The following is a 16,123-nucleotide window of genomic DNA, read 5'->3' on the forward strand; positions in this document are numbered from 1 at the left end:
TCACAAGATGTGGCCCTGCCACTGGGGGCGACGTGGTCCGTCGCCCCCTGATCATCCAATGCTCGGAACAGAACCATGGCAACGACATTATCGAAAGCAGACGAGAGACCTGCGGCACCGTCTCCGAACTGGACGCGCTGGCTTGACCTGAGCGACCGGTCTCTGGCCGTCCTGCTTCTCGCGCCAGCGGCGATCCTGTTGGCACTGATCATCGTCTACCCGGTGTGCAGGCTGATCTACACAAGCTTCTTCAGCCTGTCCCTGACATCGGGACTGCCAGCAGAGTTTGTCGGGCTGGAAAACTATCAGTTGATGTTTGAAGATCCGGTTTTCTGGGAAACGACCTGGAACACGGTCCTTATCACCCTCATCACCGTGCCGGGTGCCTTGCTGATGGGGCTCGGCCTTGCGCTGATGGCCAATCTACCTTTCGCCATGCAGTGGCCCGTCCGCCTGTCCCTGCTCATTCCCTGGGCGCTGCCACTGTCCTTCGCAGGTCTTATCTTCGCGTGGTTCTTTCACTCTGAATACGGCGTCGTGAACGATGTGCTCAATCGCTTCGGCTTTGAGGGAATTATTTGGTTCAATTCGCCCAACTGGGCCTTTGCTGCAATCTGCCTCACCATCATCTGGAAGACCTCGTCATTCATGGCGTTGATCATTCTGGCGGGTCTGCAAACAATTCCCCGCTCGCTCTATGAAGCTGCGGATGTGGATGGTGCCGGACGGTTGCGCCAGTTTTTCGAAATCACTCTGCCGCTGCTCAAGCCGTCCATTGTCGTCGCGCTCATCTTTCGAACGATCACTGCGCTGCAAACCTTTGATATTCCATACATGATGACAGGCGGCGGGCCAGGCACATCCACGGCAACGCTTGCGATGTACATCCATCAGAACACGGTCTCCTTCCTTGATCTCGGCTATGGTTCTGCGCTTGCGGTCATGATGTTCGTGTTGTCGATGTGCGTAACAGCCGTCTATCTGCGCATGATCCGGACAAAGGAGTAGTTGCCATGAGCACACATACATCGCATGGCCGCATGTCCTTTCTGTCGGGTATGCCTCTTCGCTTCATCGCCGCTGGCATTCTGTTGATCAACGGCATGTTCCCCGCCCTGTGGATCCTGTTCACGTCCCTGAAGACAGAAGCCGAATTGACGGCGAAGCCAATCACATGGGTGCCGCACGCGCCGACTCTGCAAAACTACATGCAGGCCTTTTCGGATCAGCCCCTGCACATCTTCCTGTTCAACAGCTTCATGGTCGCGCTTCTGTCGACAGCGCTGACTTTGCTCGTTTCGGTGCTGGCTGCCTATGCACTGGCGCGTCTCAATCTGGCCTATCGCGGCTTGATCCTTTCCCTGATCATCGCCGTCTCCACATTCCCGCTCGTCACGCTGCTGGTGCCGTTGTTTGAAATCATGCGCGCGCTCAACCTGCTCAACAGCTGGACCGCACTGGTTTTGCCCTACACCGTGCTAAGCCTGCCTGTTTGCACCCTGATGCTGGTATCCTTCTTTGAAGGCATCCCGCGTGATCTGGAAAATGCAGCCATGATCGATGGCTGCACGCGCCTCGGCGCCTTGTTCAAGGTCGTTGTACCGCTTTGCGCACCGGGCGTGTTCACTGCGGGCATTCTCGCTTTCGTCAACGCATGGGACGAGTTCCTGCTGGCGCTTTCCTTCAACTCCAATCCCACTTTGCGAACACTGCCGGTCGGCATCCAGCTCTATCAGGGCGAGTTCGCCTTCCCCTGGCCCGTCATCTCCGCAGCGTTGGTGGTTGGCATCGTCCCCGTGGCGATCCTCATCGTCATTTTCCAGGAACGTGTCGTATCCGGGCTGACTGCAGGTGGCATCAAGGGCTGACGTCTTGAGGCGGATAATGCATGACCGCTCGGAATTATTGAAAGACAATGGAATGAAACTCGAACGCACCGCGACCGGATTCACCCTTTCGCTCAACGGCAGAACGATCCTCGACCACAGCGAGACCGCACCAGCCATTTTCGTCGGTCGCGGCGAAGAGCGAATGGATATGTATCGCGGTAACTTCGACATCGAAGATTACGTCATCGAGCGACGCCCGCTATCCTTCGCGGAGCTGGATGGCAACCGGGTTTCTTTTTCCGATGCTCCGGGCCAGCCAGCGCGTCTTGCTCTTACCATCGGCGATAACGCCATCAGTTTTGAAGCACTCGACCCCGGCCTCAACCGTTTTTGGATCCGCATTCAGGCTGATGAGGATGAGCATGTCTGGGGCGGTGGCGAGCAGATGTCCTATTTCGACATGCGCGGTCGCCGCTTTCCCCTGTGGACGTCAGAGCCTGGCGTTGGTCGCGACCCCACAAGTGAAATCACCTTCAAGGCCAACGTCAAGGACAAGGCTGGTGGTGACTACTACAACACAAACTATCCCCAGCCGACATATGTGTCATCGGCGCTCTATGCACTGCATGTCGAAACGAAGGCCTATTCCGTATTCGATTTCCGGCAGAAGGGCTTCCACGAAATAGAAGTCTGGGCCATTCCCGAACGGCTTGAGTTTTTCGCAGCTCCTTCCTTCGTGGAAATGGTCGAGGCCTTGTCTCTGCGCTTCGGACGCCAGCCGCCCTTGCCGGATTGGGTCTATAATGGCGCCATCATCGGCCTGAAGGATGGCGAAAACTCCTTTGCGCGGCTGGATACCATGCTCAATGCTGGCGTCCAGGTATCTGCTCTCTGGTGCGAAGACTGGGTGGGATTGCGCCAAACGAGCTTCGGCGCGAGGCTGTTCTGGGACTGGCAGGCAAACGATACTCGCTATCCCGGCTTGAAAGATAAGATCGCGGAGCTGCACGATAGCGGCATTCGCTTCCTGGGCTACGTCAATCCATATCTCTGTGTTGACGGGCCGCTCTTCAAGGTCGCAGAGGACAAGGGCTACTTTGCCACCGATGGAAACGGCGATACGGCCCGTGTCGATTTCGGTGAATTCGATTGTGGTGTCGTGGATTTTACCAACAAGGCGGCCGCCGACTGGTTTGCAGAGGACATCATTGGCAAGAACATGCTGGATTTTGGCCTCTCCGGCTGGATGGCCGATTTTGGCGAATACCTGCCCATCGACGTGCACCTTTCGAATGGCATCGATGCCAAGCTCATGCACAATGCCTGGCCAACATTGTGGGCAGAGGTGAATGCAAAAGCGGTTGCCTCGCGTGGCAAGACCGGAGAGGCATTGTTCTTCATGCGCGCCGGATTCACCGGCGTTCAGAAACATTGCCCGCTTCTGTGGGGCGGCGATCAATCGGTCGATTTTTCACGACACGACGGTCTTGTAACCGTCATGTGCGGAGCGCTGTCGTCCGGCCTGCTCGGCAATGCCTACCACCATTCGGATATCGGCGGATACACCAGCCTTTTCGGCAATGTTCGCACGCCGGAGCTGTTGATGCGCTGGGCCGAGATGGCAGCATTTACGCCGGTCATGCGCAGTCACGAAGGAAACCGCCCGCGCGAAAACATGCAGCTGGATCAGGATCCTGTTGTCCTCTCGCATTTTGCCCGCATGACGCGGCTTTATCACCATCTTGCGCCTTATCTCAAAACTCTGTCCGCGGAGGCCGTCGCGCGTGGACTGCCGGTGCAAAGACCACTCTTCCTGCATTATCAGCATGACCGCGAGACCTACACGATTCAGGACAGCTATCTCTACGGCGCCGACCTGCTTGTCGCGCCCGTATGGAAAGCGGGTGAGGAAAACCGTGTGCTCTATCTCCCTAACGGTGAAACCTGGGTTCATGTGTGGAGTGGTGAAGAGTTTTCGGGCGGCATCGAGGTGTCAGTTTCTACCCCTCTCGGTCGTCCCGCCGTCTTCTATAAAGCCGGGTCCGCGCACCAAAGCCTGTTTGCGGCTTTGAAGGAAATCTGAGCTTTGGACTAGGGGCGTTGTTGCGGCTTTCAAGGGAAATGCGTTGCCAAGCTGCAACGCGCCTCTGATTTTAGTTTTCAATAACATTAGAAAATGAAAGTCGAAGTGGACAGCAACCGCGGGAACAACCAATCTGGCCGCATCGGCGGGGGCTGATTCAGAAAGGTTTTCAAATGAGATATCTCTTGAAGTGCGCGGGCCTTTTGGCATTGCTCGGCTCGTCTGCTTCTGCCGCAGATCTCGCCGTTCAGACCGAACCTGCAGCGACAGTGGCAAACCCAGGTGGGTTCTATCTTGGCTCTGTCAGCAGCCTGACATTCATGGACGACCTCGATTTCTCCGCTTCAGGCTTTGATATCAGAAGCGAATACGACATGGGCACCTACAGCGCATTGCGTGCAGGTTACAGCTTCGGCTCCTACGGCTTCGTGTCTCCACGTATCGAACTTGAAGTCGGCTATGGCCGCGCAGATGTTGATGAGCATTTCGTGGGCGGCTTTGGCGCAGGCAATGATTCCTTCGGCTCGGCCCGTGCGATCCAGGGCTATGTCAATGCTTACATGGACGTCCCGACTGGCACGGCCTTCACGCCTTACTTCGGCGGCGGCGTTGGTGCCATGAACCTCGAGCTTCGTCGCCAGGGCGTTTCCGCTACCGGCGTCGTACTTGATGATGACGACACGAAGTTTGCTTACCACCTTGACGCAGGCGTTGGCATCGAGCTCAGCTCCATTTCCTTCTTCCGTGATGTGAGCCTGTTCACCAACACCACATTCGATATCGGTTACCGCTACACTGCTGCCGATGATTTCGATTTCACAGCCGTCGACGGCACCACCTCAAGCACAGACTTCAGCAGCCACGCTCTGACAGTCGGCTTCCGCCGTCAGTTCTGATCGTTCAAAGGGCCGCAAATTGCGGCCCTTTCCTTTTCAGGCGTCATTTTACCTGAGCGGGCACTATGTGCCGCTATGTGGCTCGGTGGCGAAAGTCACACTGAAGCCCTTGAAACGAATTCTCGCACTCCCCATTCCTTTATGACGGGAAATGTCCCGATTTGGAGGCTATGCGATTGGCAGGTTCATGGAGCGCAAGCGATTTTGACAAGGGTGCAGCGTACACCGCATTGGGCGGTGAACAACGCCTGCAACGCATCCGCCGCCTCGCGCGGATAGCGAGACTGATGGATACAGCCATCGGCATCCCCGGAACGAAACTTCGTCTTGGCGCCGACTCGGTGTTCGGACTCGTGCCTGTGATCGGTGACGGCGCAGGTGCGATGATCGGTCTTTACATCGTCAATGAAGCGCGTCGTCTTGGTGTTCCCAAGGAGAAGCTTTCGCGGATGGTGGGAAACATTGCGCTGGATGCCTGTGTAGGCAGCGTCCCTCTGCTCGGAGACGTCTTCGATCTGTATTTCAAATCTCACCGCAGAAACGTACAGATGATTCTCGACCATTTTGGTGTGATGCAGGAAGACATACGTCGGCCTTGATCGCCTGTCCGGTTCGTTACTGATAATCGTCGCTTTGCCGTGTCCCAATGCTTACATTTGCGTTGGGTCTTTAATCTCATCGAGCGGCCCGGTCAGTGCTGTTCTTGGTGAGACCAGTTGCGGCATGATCACGGTAATCTCCGGATGATCGGGCGCCGCCTCAAGCAATTCAAACCCCCGCTCCAGCATCTCTGCAATGTTCGGTTTCGCCATATAGACGGGGAAGGGGAGAAAAGATGCAAATGGGTCGTAGTCGAAGCATCCGACGACGATGTCTTTGAACATCTCCACATCGTACCGTCCGAGAAAACGTAGAAGCCCTTCGAAATTGATGGACGAGTTGATGAACAGACACCGTGGCAGATGGCCTTCGCGCAAAAAGAAGCGTTCGAAAGCGAGCTCGGTCATGCGGGGCGAATAGCCCGTTACCTCAATGTCGCCGCTGCCTTCGGTGCCGAAAAACGCTCGCTTTGCTGCATGGAAGCCTGCAATTCGCTCGCGGCTCGCGTGGTCGTCATGGCCACCAAACAGCACGACTTCTTCCGCGCTGAAGTCGCCGTTTCGGGATGCGTGGCGAAGGATTGCATCGGTCAGCGCTTCTGCGCCATTGCGGTTGTCCGAAATCACCGAATAGGCGAATTTGCCAGGAAGGTCGATGTTGACATGCGGCAGCTTCGCGCTGGCGCAGATCTGGTGGACACCATCCGGATCCTTGACACCAGCGATAAACAGCGCGTCGATGGAGTACGCGATGAGTGTTTCGACAGTCCGCCGCTCCTCATCTGGATCGCGTCTACCTGACACGACCATCGCCGACAGACCACGCGACCGCGCCTGAGCTTCGAAGGTTTGCGCCATGGATGAGAAGAAGCGGTTGTCATAGACGGGTACCAGCAAACCGACGAGGCCTGATTTGGAGCTTCTCAAGCCGCGGGCCTGAAGATTGGCGGTATAACGCTCGGCCTTGGCAAGCGATAGAATCTTTTCCGCAGTCTCCTGTGAAATACGCCGCTTGCGCCACGATCCGTTCAAAACGGCGCTGACGGTGGATGCCGATGCGCCTGATAAAACCGACAGGTCGTAAATAGTGGCTTTCTTGGAGCTCTGGTTCATCACATCCTCCGAATGATTCCGATTGTTAGGATATTCGTCCTCTTGACGAAAGGTATAACCGTGTTATGTTCAATGCACCATCGATTGTGCAACTTTGCAATACCGATTGCGCAGATGGTTGTTGCTATGGGAGTGGCAGAGCAGTGTCTCGGGTTTCGAGGCTGGAGGTTAAGGCGTTGGAGCGCCTATCCTTGCTCGCTGGAATGTTTTTGGAGGAGGAGCATCCATGAAAAAGATAATTGCGGCCGCAGTCGGCCTTTCGCTTGCATTACTCGCGTCCACCGCATTGGCCGATGGGCCAAAGGTCGGTGTCGTCGTCAAGATTGGTGGCATTGCCTGGTTCAACGCCATGGAAGCGGGCATCAAGGAACAGAGCGCCAAGCTCGGCGTACAGGGTTTCATGGTCGGCCCAACGAGCGCTGATCCAGCACTTCAGGTCCGCGCTATCGAAGACCTGATTGCGCAGAAGGTTGATGTTATCGGCGTTGTGCCGAATGACGCGAAGGTGCTGGAGCCTGTCCTGAAGAAAGCTCAGGATGCCGGTATCAAGGTCATCACCCATGAATCGCCAAAGCAGGTTGGCGCGAACTGGGATTTCGAACTCGCTTCCGCCAAGGGTTTCGGTGAAGCGCACGGCAAGTTGCTGGCCGAAAAGATGGGCGGCAAGGGTTCATACGCGGTGTTCGTTGGCTCGCTGACCGTGCCGCTTCACAATGCCTGGGCCGATGGCGCCATTGCCTATATCAAGGCCAACTATCCCGACATGAAGCTGATCGGCGACCGTTACGGCGTGGCCGAAGACGTCGACAAGAGCCGTTCCACGGCGCTTGATCTGATGGCGGCAAATGCCGATCTCAAGGGCTTCCTTGCCTTTGGATCGCAGGGCCCGATTGGCGCAGGTCGCGCTGTGGAAGAGCGTCGCAAGGATGGCAAGGTCTTCGTCATCGGTCCGTTCTCGCCGGGGCAGGGCGCAAAGCTCATCAAATCGGGCGCTTTGACGGGCGGCTTCATGTGGAACCCGAAGCAGGCCGGTGAAGTGTTCATCACGCTTGCGGACCGTATCGCCAAGGGCCAGGAGCCGAAGGCGGGTGACGACATTCCGGGCCTTGGCAAGATTGCGCCTGAAGGCAACACCATCGTGGTCGATCAGCTGTTGAAGATCGACAAGGAAAGCATCGACAAGCTGGTTTCCATGGGCCTCTAGTTCCTCCCGAAGGCCTGGGCCGCGTCAACTGTGTTTGGCGCGGCCCCCTTTCAACATCTGATCAACAGCATCCGCTTAAAGGCGGCTGAGCGAAGAGATTTGCCATGACGAGCGCCGGACCGCTCCTGTCCCTCAAAAACGTCAAGATGACATTCGGTGGTGTTCGCGCTTTGAAAAGCGTTGCCTTCGAAGTCAACCCAGGTGAAGTGCACTGCCTTGCCGGTGAAAATGGTTGCGGCAAAAGCACGCTCATCAAGATCATCACCGGCGTCTACAAGCCGGAAGAGGGTGTGGAGTTCTTCTTCGACGGGCAGCCCATTACCGCCATGACGCCAAGTCTGGCGCAGTCACTCGGAATTCAGGTGATCTGGCAGGATCTGGCGCTGTTTGGTGAAATGACGGTCGCCGAAAATATCGGCTTCCAATATGCCGTCAGCGGCAAATACGGTCTTGTGAACAAGCGCGCCATGGAAGCGGCCGCAGAGAAGGCATTGGCCCGGCTCGGCGTTTCGCTCGATCTTCACCTGCCTCTGAAAGAACTTCCTATTGCCCAGCGCCAGATCGTCGCCATTGCCCGCGCATTGGTTGGTGAAGCGCGGCTGGTCTTCATGGATGAGCCGACGGCATCCTTGACGCAATCGGAGACGGATTACCTCATCGACATCGTGCGCAACCTCTCGGCGTCAGGCGTCGCGGTTGTCTTCGTGTCGCACCGCCTCGCGGAAGTCCTTGAGATTTCCGACCGGATGACCGTGTTGCGCGATGGCGAACTCGTCGGCGTGTTTCCGGTAGAAGGCATGACGCAGTCTCGTGTCACGGAATTGATGACCGGACGGAATTTCGACAACGCCGTGGTGGCTGCTGATCACGATGACCAGCCCGTCGTTCTGTCAGTGCGCAATCTTTCCCGAAATAATGAATTCGAGGATATTTCCTTTGACTTGCGACGCGGCGAAACGCTGGGCGTGACAGGCCTTTTAGGTGCCGGACGCACGGAACTTGCGCTGACGCTGTTTGGAATGCACAAGCCGCATTCCGGCGAAATCATCCTGAACGGCGAAAAGGTAAGCTTTGGCTCCAATCGCGACGCGATCCGTGCGGGGGTAGCCTATCTCTCTGAAGACCGGCTATCGCTCGGCCTCAACCAGCCGCAATCCATTGCCGACAATCTGGTTATGGCGTCGCTGGATCGCATCCTGTCTGCCGGGCTCATCTCGCCTCAGAAGAAGCGGAGTGTCGTTTCTAACTGGATTTCCGCGCTTGGCGTCAAGATCGGCGAGCCGGAAGATCCGATCCGGACCCTGTCTGGCGGCAACCAGCAGCGCGTGGCGATTGCGAAGTGGTTGGCCATCGGCCCGAAACTTCTCATCCTCGATGCTCCCACAGTCGGCGTTGATGTCGGTGCACGGGCAGGCATCTTCGATATCGTCCGCAAGCTCGCCGCCGATGGTCTTTCGATCATTGTGATTTCGGATGAGCCGCCAGAAGTCTATTTCAATACCGATCGCATCATCCATATGGCCGAGCGCCGGATCAAGGCGACATATGATCCGCGAAAGATGTCGCTGACGGATCTGGAAGGAGCAGTCTATGCGTAGGTTGATGCTGGGCCATACGACAGAGTTCACGCTTCTGGCCGTGATGATCGTTTTGTCCGCGGCCCTGTCCCTGGCGACGGACCGCTTTTTCACGATCTCCAACGCTTTCGACATTCTCAATGTCTCATCCGTCAACATCATTTTCGCCGTCGGCCTTCTCGTCGTGCTGATCTCTGGCGGGATCGACATATCCTTCGCGGTCGCTGCGTCCGTCGTGCAATATGTCACGGCTCTTGCCATCGGCGCGCTGGGTGGCGGCAACTGGGCGGAAGGCTTCATCATCGCAGGTGCGGTCGGCATTGGCCTGGGCCTCATCAATGCGCTGCTCGTCTACAAGCTGCGGATCATCTCCATCGTCGCGACGATTTCCACCTTCAACATCTTCTTCGGCCTGTTGATGTTCTTCACCAAGGGTGTTTCCATCTACAATCTGCCGGACTGGCTCACGACACGCGTCGTCTTCTACGAACGCGAGATGGCAGATGGCTCCTGGCTGGAACTGACGCTACCCGTCGTCGTGATGATCCTTTGCTGCATCGCCACCTGGTTCATGATTTCCCGCACCACGATCGGCCGCCAGCTCTATGCCTTCGGCGATAATCCCGAGGGTGCGCGTCGCTTCGGCATCAATATCGGCGCCATGCACTACATTTCCTTCGGTTGGTTGGGCCTCATGGCTGGGATTGCCGGGCTGATGCAGGCGCATTACGCGGAAGAGGTCGTGCCCAATGCGCTCTATGGCCGTGAACTGGACGTGCTTGCCGCGACTGTTCTCGGCGGTGCACGTCTCGGCGGCGGCAAGGGATCCGTCATTGGCTGCGTTCTCGGCGTTCTCATGGTTTCGATTACGCAGAACGGCCTGAACCTGATGGGCGTGTCCCCCTTCGCCTTCAAGATGATCGTTGGCGCCATCATCCTCGTAGCCATCACGCTTTCCTCCTCACGCATCGATAAACTTCTGCCTTTCTTCTCAAAGGGCAATGTTCAGAAGAGGGGTGCACGCTGATGTCGTCGCTCATCCAGAAATTCAACAGCGCATTCGGCGCTGACATGGCCGGACCGATCATCGCGTTCGTCGCCGTGATGGTGATCTTCGGGTTGGGTGCGGATAATTTCCTGTCGCTTGGCACATTCGGTTCGGTGGCGTTTCAGCTGCCTGAACTCGGGCTTCTGACGCTGGCAATGCTGCTGCCGCTTCTGACTGGCGGTATCAACCTCTCCGTTACCTTCACGGCCAACCTGTCGGGCCTTGCCGCTGCCGGTGTGCTTCAGATGTATGGCGGCGTCGATGCGCCAGCCGGCGCCTTCGCGCTCGCCCTCGTAGCCGCACTTGCGACCGGTGGTGCCGCAGGCTTGATGACCGGCGCGGCGATTGCCTACACCCGCGGTCATCCGATCCTCATCACGCTGTCCATGATGATCTTCCTGCGCGGTCTGGGCGAGTTCCTGACCCGAGGCGGCGACGTCTCCGGCTTTCCCGAATATGTCGCCCCAATCGGTCATGGCCTGATCCTCGGCGTCCCCGTGCCGCTCCTCATTTTCATCGCCTGTGTGGCGCTCTGGCAGGTGTTATTGACGCGCAGCAAGCTTGGTTTTGGCCTGTTGATGATCGGGTCAAACATCGAAGCCGGGGCCTATTCCGGCCTCAACACGCGCCGCATCCTCATTCTCGTCTATACGCTGTCCGGCATGATGTGCGCCGTCGCTGGTATCATCATGATGGCCCGCTTCAACTCGGTGCGCATAGGCCACGGTGAATCCTACCTGCTGATCACGGTGCTGGCGGCGTTTCTGGGCGGCATCAATCCGTTCGGGGGCTTTGGACGCGTGCTGCCGGTCTTCGTCGCGCTTGTCGTGCTGCAGCTTCTGTCATCGGGCCTCAATCTGATGGGTGCCAACCAGCATCTGGCAACGGCTCTCTGGGGTGTGTTGATGATCGTCGTCATGGCGGCACGCACAATCGCATCCTCTTACTTCCTGTCTCGTAGAAAGAAGGTGTGACGTGAAGGGTTTTGGCATTCACGCAATGGTGTGGTCGACCAAGTGGGACCACGAGGGCGCTGAACGGGCAATTGCCGGGGCTGCGGGCTGCGGACAGGATTATATCGAAATACCGCTAATCGATATCCCTACCGTCGATGCGAAACACAGCCGCGCGCTTCTTGAAAAGCATAAGATCGGTGCAGCATGCTCTCTGGTTCTGCCGGAACATGCCTGGGCCTCTATTCGCCCCGACGCTGCAATCGAGCATCTGACAGCCGCTCTGGACAAGGCATCTGAAATTGGCGCCGTGGCGCTGACGGGTGTTACCTTCGGCGGCACGAATGAGCGGACCGGCTTTCCGCCGACTGAGCGCGAGTATGATAATCTGACCCGCGCGCTTGGCGCTGCGGCTCGCCATGCCAAGACGCTCGGCCTGCAATTCGGCATCGAGGCCGTCAATCGATATGAGAGCCACCTCATCAATTCGGCCCAACAGGCGGTCGATATGGTCGAGCGCATCGGACTGGATAACGTCTTCGTCCACCTCGATACATTCCACATGAACATGGAAGAGAAGGGTCTCGCCAACGGCATCATCGCTGCGCGCGATCACCTGAAATACATGCACATGTCGGAAAGCGATCGCGGCACGCCGGGCTTCGGCAATATTGCATGGGATGAGATTTTCGCGGCGCTCGCGGCCATCGGCTTCAAGGGCCTGCTGACGCTTGAGAGCTTCGTTACCATGCAGGCAGAGATGGCAGGCTCCATTTCCACCTGGCGTCCCGTCGCGCGCGATAGGGACGAGGTTTTGGACAAGGGCGTCGCCTTCCTGCGCAACAAGGCGGATCAGTACGGAATATTCTGAGCCTTCGTTGGCACGCCAGTTACCGTTGTTTTTCGGATTGTGAAGAGGTCACATTGAGTAGCGTAGAAGATAGTGCACGGGAGATTGCAGCACGCACACTCCGGCAATTCGCAGAGAATAAAGGGCGGCGGCTCATGATCGCCATTGCCGGAGCGCCGGGCTCGGGAAAATCAACGATTGCCGAGCAGGTCGTGGAGGTTCTGAACGGTGAATCCGGCGTCTCGGCGGCACTCTTCCCGATGGATGGCTTCCATTACGATGATGCAGTTCTCACGGAAATGGGTCGCCTGCCTTACAAGGGTGCAATCGATACGTTTGATGCGCATGGCCTGCGTCATACGCTCAAGCGCCTGAAGGCGAATGAGGATGATGTGGTCGCGGTCCCTGTCTTTGATCGCTCCATCGAGATCGCCCGCGCTGGCGGCAGACTGATTGCGCAATCCGTCAACATCATCGTGTGTGAAGGCAATTACCTGCTCTCACGGCAGGAGCCGTGGAACCTGCTGAAGCCGATTTTCGATCTCACTGTTTTCGTTGATGTCGCCGAGGATGACCTCCGCAGCAGGCTCCGCGAAAGATGGCGCAGCTTTGGGCCTGGTGACGCCGATATCACCAGGAAAGTCGAGGAAAACGACCTTCCCAATGGTCGCGCGATCATCTCCGGCAGCGACGAGCCTCACATGCGGGTGAAGAACCCCGGCGCTGGCTAGAACCTGCGAGTGATCTCACGACACGTTCCGAACCATTTCAATAGCTTATCCCTCATCTGTTAATCGAGAAAGTTACCATGAAACACGGCATTTATTACTCCTATTGGGAACATGAGTGGAGCGCCAAGTTCGGCCCCTATGTGGAAAAGGTCGCCAAGCTTGGCTTCGACATCATCGAAGTCGCAGCCCATCACATCAATGAATACAGCGATGCGGAACTGGCCGAGATCAAGCAGAGTGCCAAAGACAACGGCATTATTCTGACCGCTGGCATCGGCCCCTCCAAGAGCAAGAACCTGTCTTCGCCAGACGTCGCTGTGCGTCAGGCAGGCAAATTGTTCTTCGAGCAGACGCTGACCAATGTTGCCAAGCTCGACATCAAGACGATTGGCGGCGCGCTGCATTCCTATTGGCCGGTCGATTATTCACAGCCCGTCGATAAGGTTGGTGATCGTGCACGCGGCGTGGAAGGCATTCACGGCATTGCCGACTTCGCCAACAATCTCGGCATCAATCTGTGCATCGAAGTCCTCAACCGCTTTGAAAACCACGTTCTCAACACCGCTGCCGAGGGCGTCGCTTTCGTGAAGGATGTTGGCAAGTCCAACGTCAAGGTCATGCTCGACACCTTCCATATGAACATCGAGGAAGACAGCTTCGGCGATGCGATCCGCACCGCAGGGCCTTTGCTTGGCCATTTCCACACCGGCGAAAGCAACCGTCGTGTACCGGGCACAGGCAGAATGCCTTGGCATGAAATCGGTACAGCGCTTCGCGAGATCAACTATACCGGCGCTGTCGTCATGGAACCCTTCGTCAAGACAGGCGGCACCATCGGTTCAGATATCCGGGTCTGGCGAGATCTCAGCAATGGCGCTGACGAGGCGCAGATGGATGAGGATGCGAGAAACTCGCTCGCCTTCTCCCGCTTCGTGCTCGGTCACTGACATCTGGACAAAAACTGTAACGGTGGGGCAAGTCGCCACCGTTACACCGGGCCGCCAATTGCGGCGAATACCTTCACAAATACGTGCTCCCCGACAGCCAACGGCACCGAGATAAGGCCTTGTTGGCAATGTCAGAATTCGCGCTGCGCGCAGCAAATTCCCTGCATGGCTTGCGGACTTCGCTGGAAGTTCTTGCGCATTCAATCGTCAAAAAAGTATCAGCTTAAATTCAGCGTTGATGTAGATGCGTAGCAATATCAGTGCTTAATATCCCCGTGCTGACAAAAACTGCAAAATCGGAGGTTTGCAGTTTTGGATAGCTGGATTTCGCGCTCGGTAGGAGGAGACGCTGTGCAACCCGATCTGGAACTCGTTCATATCCGCAAAGGCGAATCCTTCGCAGCGTGGACGCACGGCTATCCATTTCGGACCGTCCGCTGGCACTACCACCCCGAATATGAAATCCATCTGGTCGTTGCGACATCGGGTCGATTTTATATCGGCGATCATATCGGTCGCTTCGAGCCGGGACAGTTGATCGTCACCGGTCCGAACCTGCCGCAGAACTGGATCTCAGACATCGAACCGGGCGAAGTCGTACCTGCTCGCTCGCTGGTCATCCAGTTCCCGCAAAAATTCGTGGAAGATAGCATTGCCGGCATGGCGGAGATGGAGGCGGTGGTTCCGCTTCTGGAGCGCAGCCGTCGGGGTTTGCTATTCGACAAGGGCACAAGCGATACGGTGCGGCCCTTGATAGAGACGTTGATTGAAACGCGCGGTCTCAAACGTCTGGCGCTGTTTTGGGAAATTCTCGATGTGCTGGCAACTGCGCCTGAACCGGAAGTTTTGGCCAGCTTGAGTTACGAACTGGATCTTTCCAACATCAATGAGGGCGGCGTCAACCGCGCGATTGCCTATCTGCGCGAACATCTGACCGACGATATCGATGAGCGCGATCTGGCCGAGATGGTGGGACGCAGTCCAAGTTCATTCTCACGGGCATTCAAGCGCCATACCGGTACGACGCTGGTCCGTTACCGCAACCAGTTGCGGGTCGATCTGGCGTGCCTTGCGCTGCTGACGCGACCCGAGGTGAAGATTGCCGAAATTTGCTACGAAATCGGCTTTTCCAACCTGTCTAATTTCAACAGGCATTTCCAGAAGCTGAAGGGAATGCCGCCTTCGCAATTCCGCGCCACTTTCAACGCCAACGAGGCCTTTAGAGCCACCGGATAAGCGAGCCTCAACCATACCCCACCGCGGGGATCATCAATTCGGGAGGCATGGTGCTTTCCGGAAACGGACAGGCTTTGCCTGTCGTCGTCCACAGGGAGGAAACCGGGATGAAAAAGACATTGACCGCTTTGTCGATTGCCGTCGCGACTTTAGCTGCAAGTTCGGCTCTTGCGCAGGACGCCAAACTCAAGATTGGCATGACCTTTCAGGAAATGAACAATCCTTATTTCGTGTCCATGAAAGAAGCTCTGGACGAAGCCGCAAAGGCCATCGGTGCTGAGGTGATCGTCACCGACGCTGCACACGACGTTGCAAAGCAGATCTCCGATGTCGAGGACATGTTGCAACAGAAGATCGACATTCTCCTTATCAACCCCACTGACTCAGCTGGCGTCGAAGCCGCCGTGCAGGCCGCCAAGGCACAAAATGTGATTGTCGTTGCCGTTGATGCCAACGCAAACGGCCCCGTCGATACGTTTGTTGGGTCCAAGAACAAGGATGCCGGTTACCAGTCGTGCCAGGCGCTCGGCAAGGCAATAAACGGCGAGGGCGAGGTCGCCATCCTCGATGGTATTCCCGTCGTGCCAATTCTGCAGCGTGTCGAAGGTTGCAAGGAAGCTCTTGCGGAATTCAAGGGCATCAAGCTGGTCGATACGCAGAACGGTCGTCAGGATCGCTCGGTCGCGCTCGGCGTGGTCGAGAACATGCTGCAGTCGCGTCCAAACCTCAAGGGCATCTTCTCCGTCAATGACGGCGGCGCAATGGGTGCTCTTGCGGCAATCCAGGGGGCTGGTCGTGATGTCAAGCTGACGTCCGTCGATGGTGCCCCGGAGGCAGTACAGGCCATCGCTGAGGGCACGCCATTCGTCCAGACCACGGCGCAGTTCCCACGTGACCAAGTGCGTGTCGGCCTCGCCATGGCGCTAGCCCAGAAATGGGGTGCCCGCGTCGTGCCAAAAGAAGTTCCTATCGATGTGCGCCCCGTCACCAAGGAAAACGCTGCCGGCTTCAGCTGGTAAGCGGCTTCGCCTGCATCTCCCTCGCCTTTGGGCGGGGG

The 16,123-nt window shown here is 57.0% G+C and carries 15 protein-coding genes; 14 read left to right on the top strand and 1 reads right to left on the bottom strand.

Going from position 1 to position 16,123, the window contains the following annotated elements; all coding sequences use genetic code 11:
* Positions 1 to 75 precede the first annotated feature (75 nt).
* The 5 genes from QRN85_RS03160 (at position 76) to QRN85_RS03180 (ending at position 5,407) form a co-directional block, all read left to right on the top strand.
* Positions 76 to 1,008, top strand: a complete 933-nt coding sequence (locus tag QRN85_RS03160; protein WP_284757194.1) for a carbohydrate ABC transporter permease — start codon at positions 76 to 78, stop codon at positions 1,006 to 1,008.
* 5 nt (positions 1,009 to 1,013) lie between these two features.
* Positions 1,014 to 1,868: a carbohydrate ABC transporter permease gene (locus QRN85_RS03165; protein ID WP_062587849.1), complete on the top strand. Its 855-nt coding sequence runs from the start codon at positions 1,014 to 1,016 to the stop codon at positions 1,866 to 1,868.
* Between the two features lie 52 nt (positions 1,869 to 1,920).
* On the top strand, positions 1,921 to 3,912 hold the full coding sequence (locus QRN85_RS03170; protein WP_284757195.1) for an alpha-glucosidase: 1,992 nt from the start codon (positions 1,921 to 1,923) through the stop codon (positions 3,910 to 3,912).
* 173 nt (positions 3,913 to 4,085) lie between these two features.
* Positions 4,086 to 4,808 (top strand): outer membrane protein, encoded by a 723-nt coding sequence (locus tag QRN85_RS03175; protein ID WP_113091736.1) that lies wholly within the window; start codon positions 4,086 to 4,088, stop codon positions 4,806 to 4,808.
* Positions 4,809 to 5,038: 230 nt separating this feature from the next.
* Entirely contained in the window at positions 5,039 to 5,407 is a 369-nt protein-coding gene (locus QRN85_RS03180) for a DUF4112 domain-containing protein (protein WP_284757253.1), read from the top strand.
* Between the two features lie 51 nt (positions 5,408 to 5,458).
* Here QRN85_RS03180 and QRN85_RS03185 read toward each other — a convergent pair whose 3' ends face one another.
* Positions 5,459 to 6,520 (bottom strand): LacI family DNA-binding transcriptional regulator, encoded by a 1,062-nt coding sequence (locus QRN85_RS03185; RefSeq protein WP_502870749.1) that lies wholly within the window; start codon positions 6,518 to 6,520, stop codon positions 5,459 to 5,461.
* A gap of 226 nt (positions 6,521 to 6,746) precedes the next feature.
* On the opposite strand from QRN85_RS03185, the gene QRN85_RS03190 reads away from it, so the two are divergent.
* The 9 genes from QRN85_RS03190 (at position 6,747) to QRN85_RS03230 (ending at position 16,085) form a co-directional block, all read left to right on the top strand.
* On the top strand, positions 6,747 to 7,724 hold the full coding sequence (locus QRN85_RS03190; RefSeq protein ID WP_284757197.1) for a substrate-binding domain-containing protein: 978 nt from the start codon (positions 6,747 to 6,749) through the stop codon (positions 7,722 to 7,724).
* Positions 7,725 to 7,828: 104 nt separating this feature from the next.
* Positions 7,829 to 9,322: a sugar ABC transporter ATP-binding protein gene (locus tag QRN85_RS03195; protein WP_284757198.1), complete on the top strand. Its 1,494-nt coding sequence runs from the start codon at positions 7,829 to 7,831 to the stop codon at positions 9,320 to 9,322.
* Positions 9,315 to 10,328, top strand: coding sequence for an ABC transporter permease (locus tag QRN85_RS03200; RefSeq protein WP_284757199.1), 1,014 nt, complete (start codon positions 9,315 to 9,317; stop codon positions 10,326 to 10,328). The genes QRN85_RS03195 and QRN85_RS03200 overlap by 8 nt, the downstream gene beginning before the upstream one ends.
* Positions 10,328 to 11,323: an ABC transporter permease gene (locus QRN85_RS03205; protein ID WP_284757200.1), complete on the top strand. Its 996-nt coding sequence runs from the start codon at positions 10,328 to 10,330 to the stop codon at positions 11,321 to 11,323. The genes QRN85_RS03200 and QRN85_RS03205 overlap by 1 nt, the downstream gene beginning before the upstream one ends.
* Before the next feature lies 1 nt (position 11,324).
* Positions 11,325 to 12,173 (top strand): sugar phosphate isomerase/epimerase family protein, encoded by an 849-nt coding sequence (locus tag QRN85_RS03210; RefSeq protein ID WP_284757201.1) that lies wholly within the window; start codon positions 11,325 to 11,327, stop codon positions 12,171 to 12,173.
* A gap of 53 nt (positions 12,174 to 12,226) precedes the next feature.
* Positions 12,227 to 12,883 (top strand): nucleoside triphosphate hydrolase, encoded by a 657-nt coding sequence (locus QRN85_RS03215; protein ID WP_284757202.1) that lies wholly within the window; start codon positions 12,227 to 12,229, stop codon positions 12,881 to 12,883.
* A gap of 77 nt (positions 12,884 to 12,960) precedes the next feature.
* Complete coding sequence (locus QRN85_RS03220) at positions 12,961 to 13,830, top strand: D-psicose 3-epimerase (RefSeq protein WP_284757203.1); 870 nt, start codon at positions 12,961 to 12,963, stop codon at positions 13,828 to 13,830.
* A 351-nt stretch (positions 13,831 to 14,181) separates the two neighbouring features.
* The gene (locus tag QRN85_RS03225; protein ID WP_113098080.1) at positions 14,182 to 15,066 is read left to right on the top strand and encodes an AraC family transcriptional regulator; all 885 of its coding nucleotides are present in this window, start codon (positions 14,182 to 14,184) and stop codon (positions 15,064 to 15,066) included.
* Between the two features lie 107 nt (positions 15,067 to 15,173).
* Positions 15,174 to 16,085, top strand: coding sequence for an ABC transporter substrate-binding protein (locus tag QRN85_RS03230; RefSeq protein WP_062587825.1), 912 nt, complete (start codon positions 15,174 to 15,176; stop codon positions 16,083 to 16,085).
* The last annotated feature ends 38 nt before the right edge of the window (positions 16,086 to 16,123 follow it).

This window comes from Agrobacterium sp. fls2-241-TYG-188a (assembly GCF_030209845.1).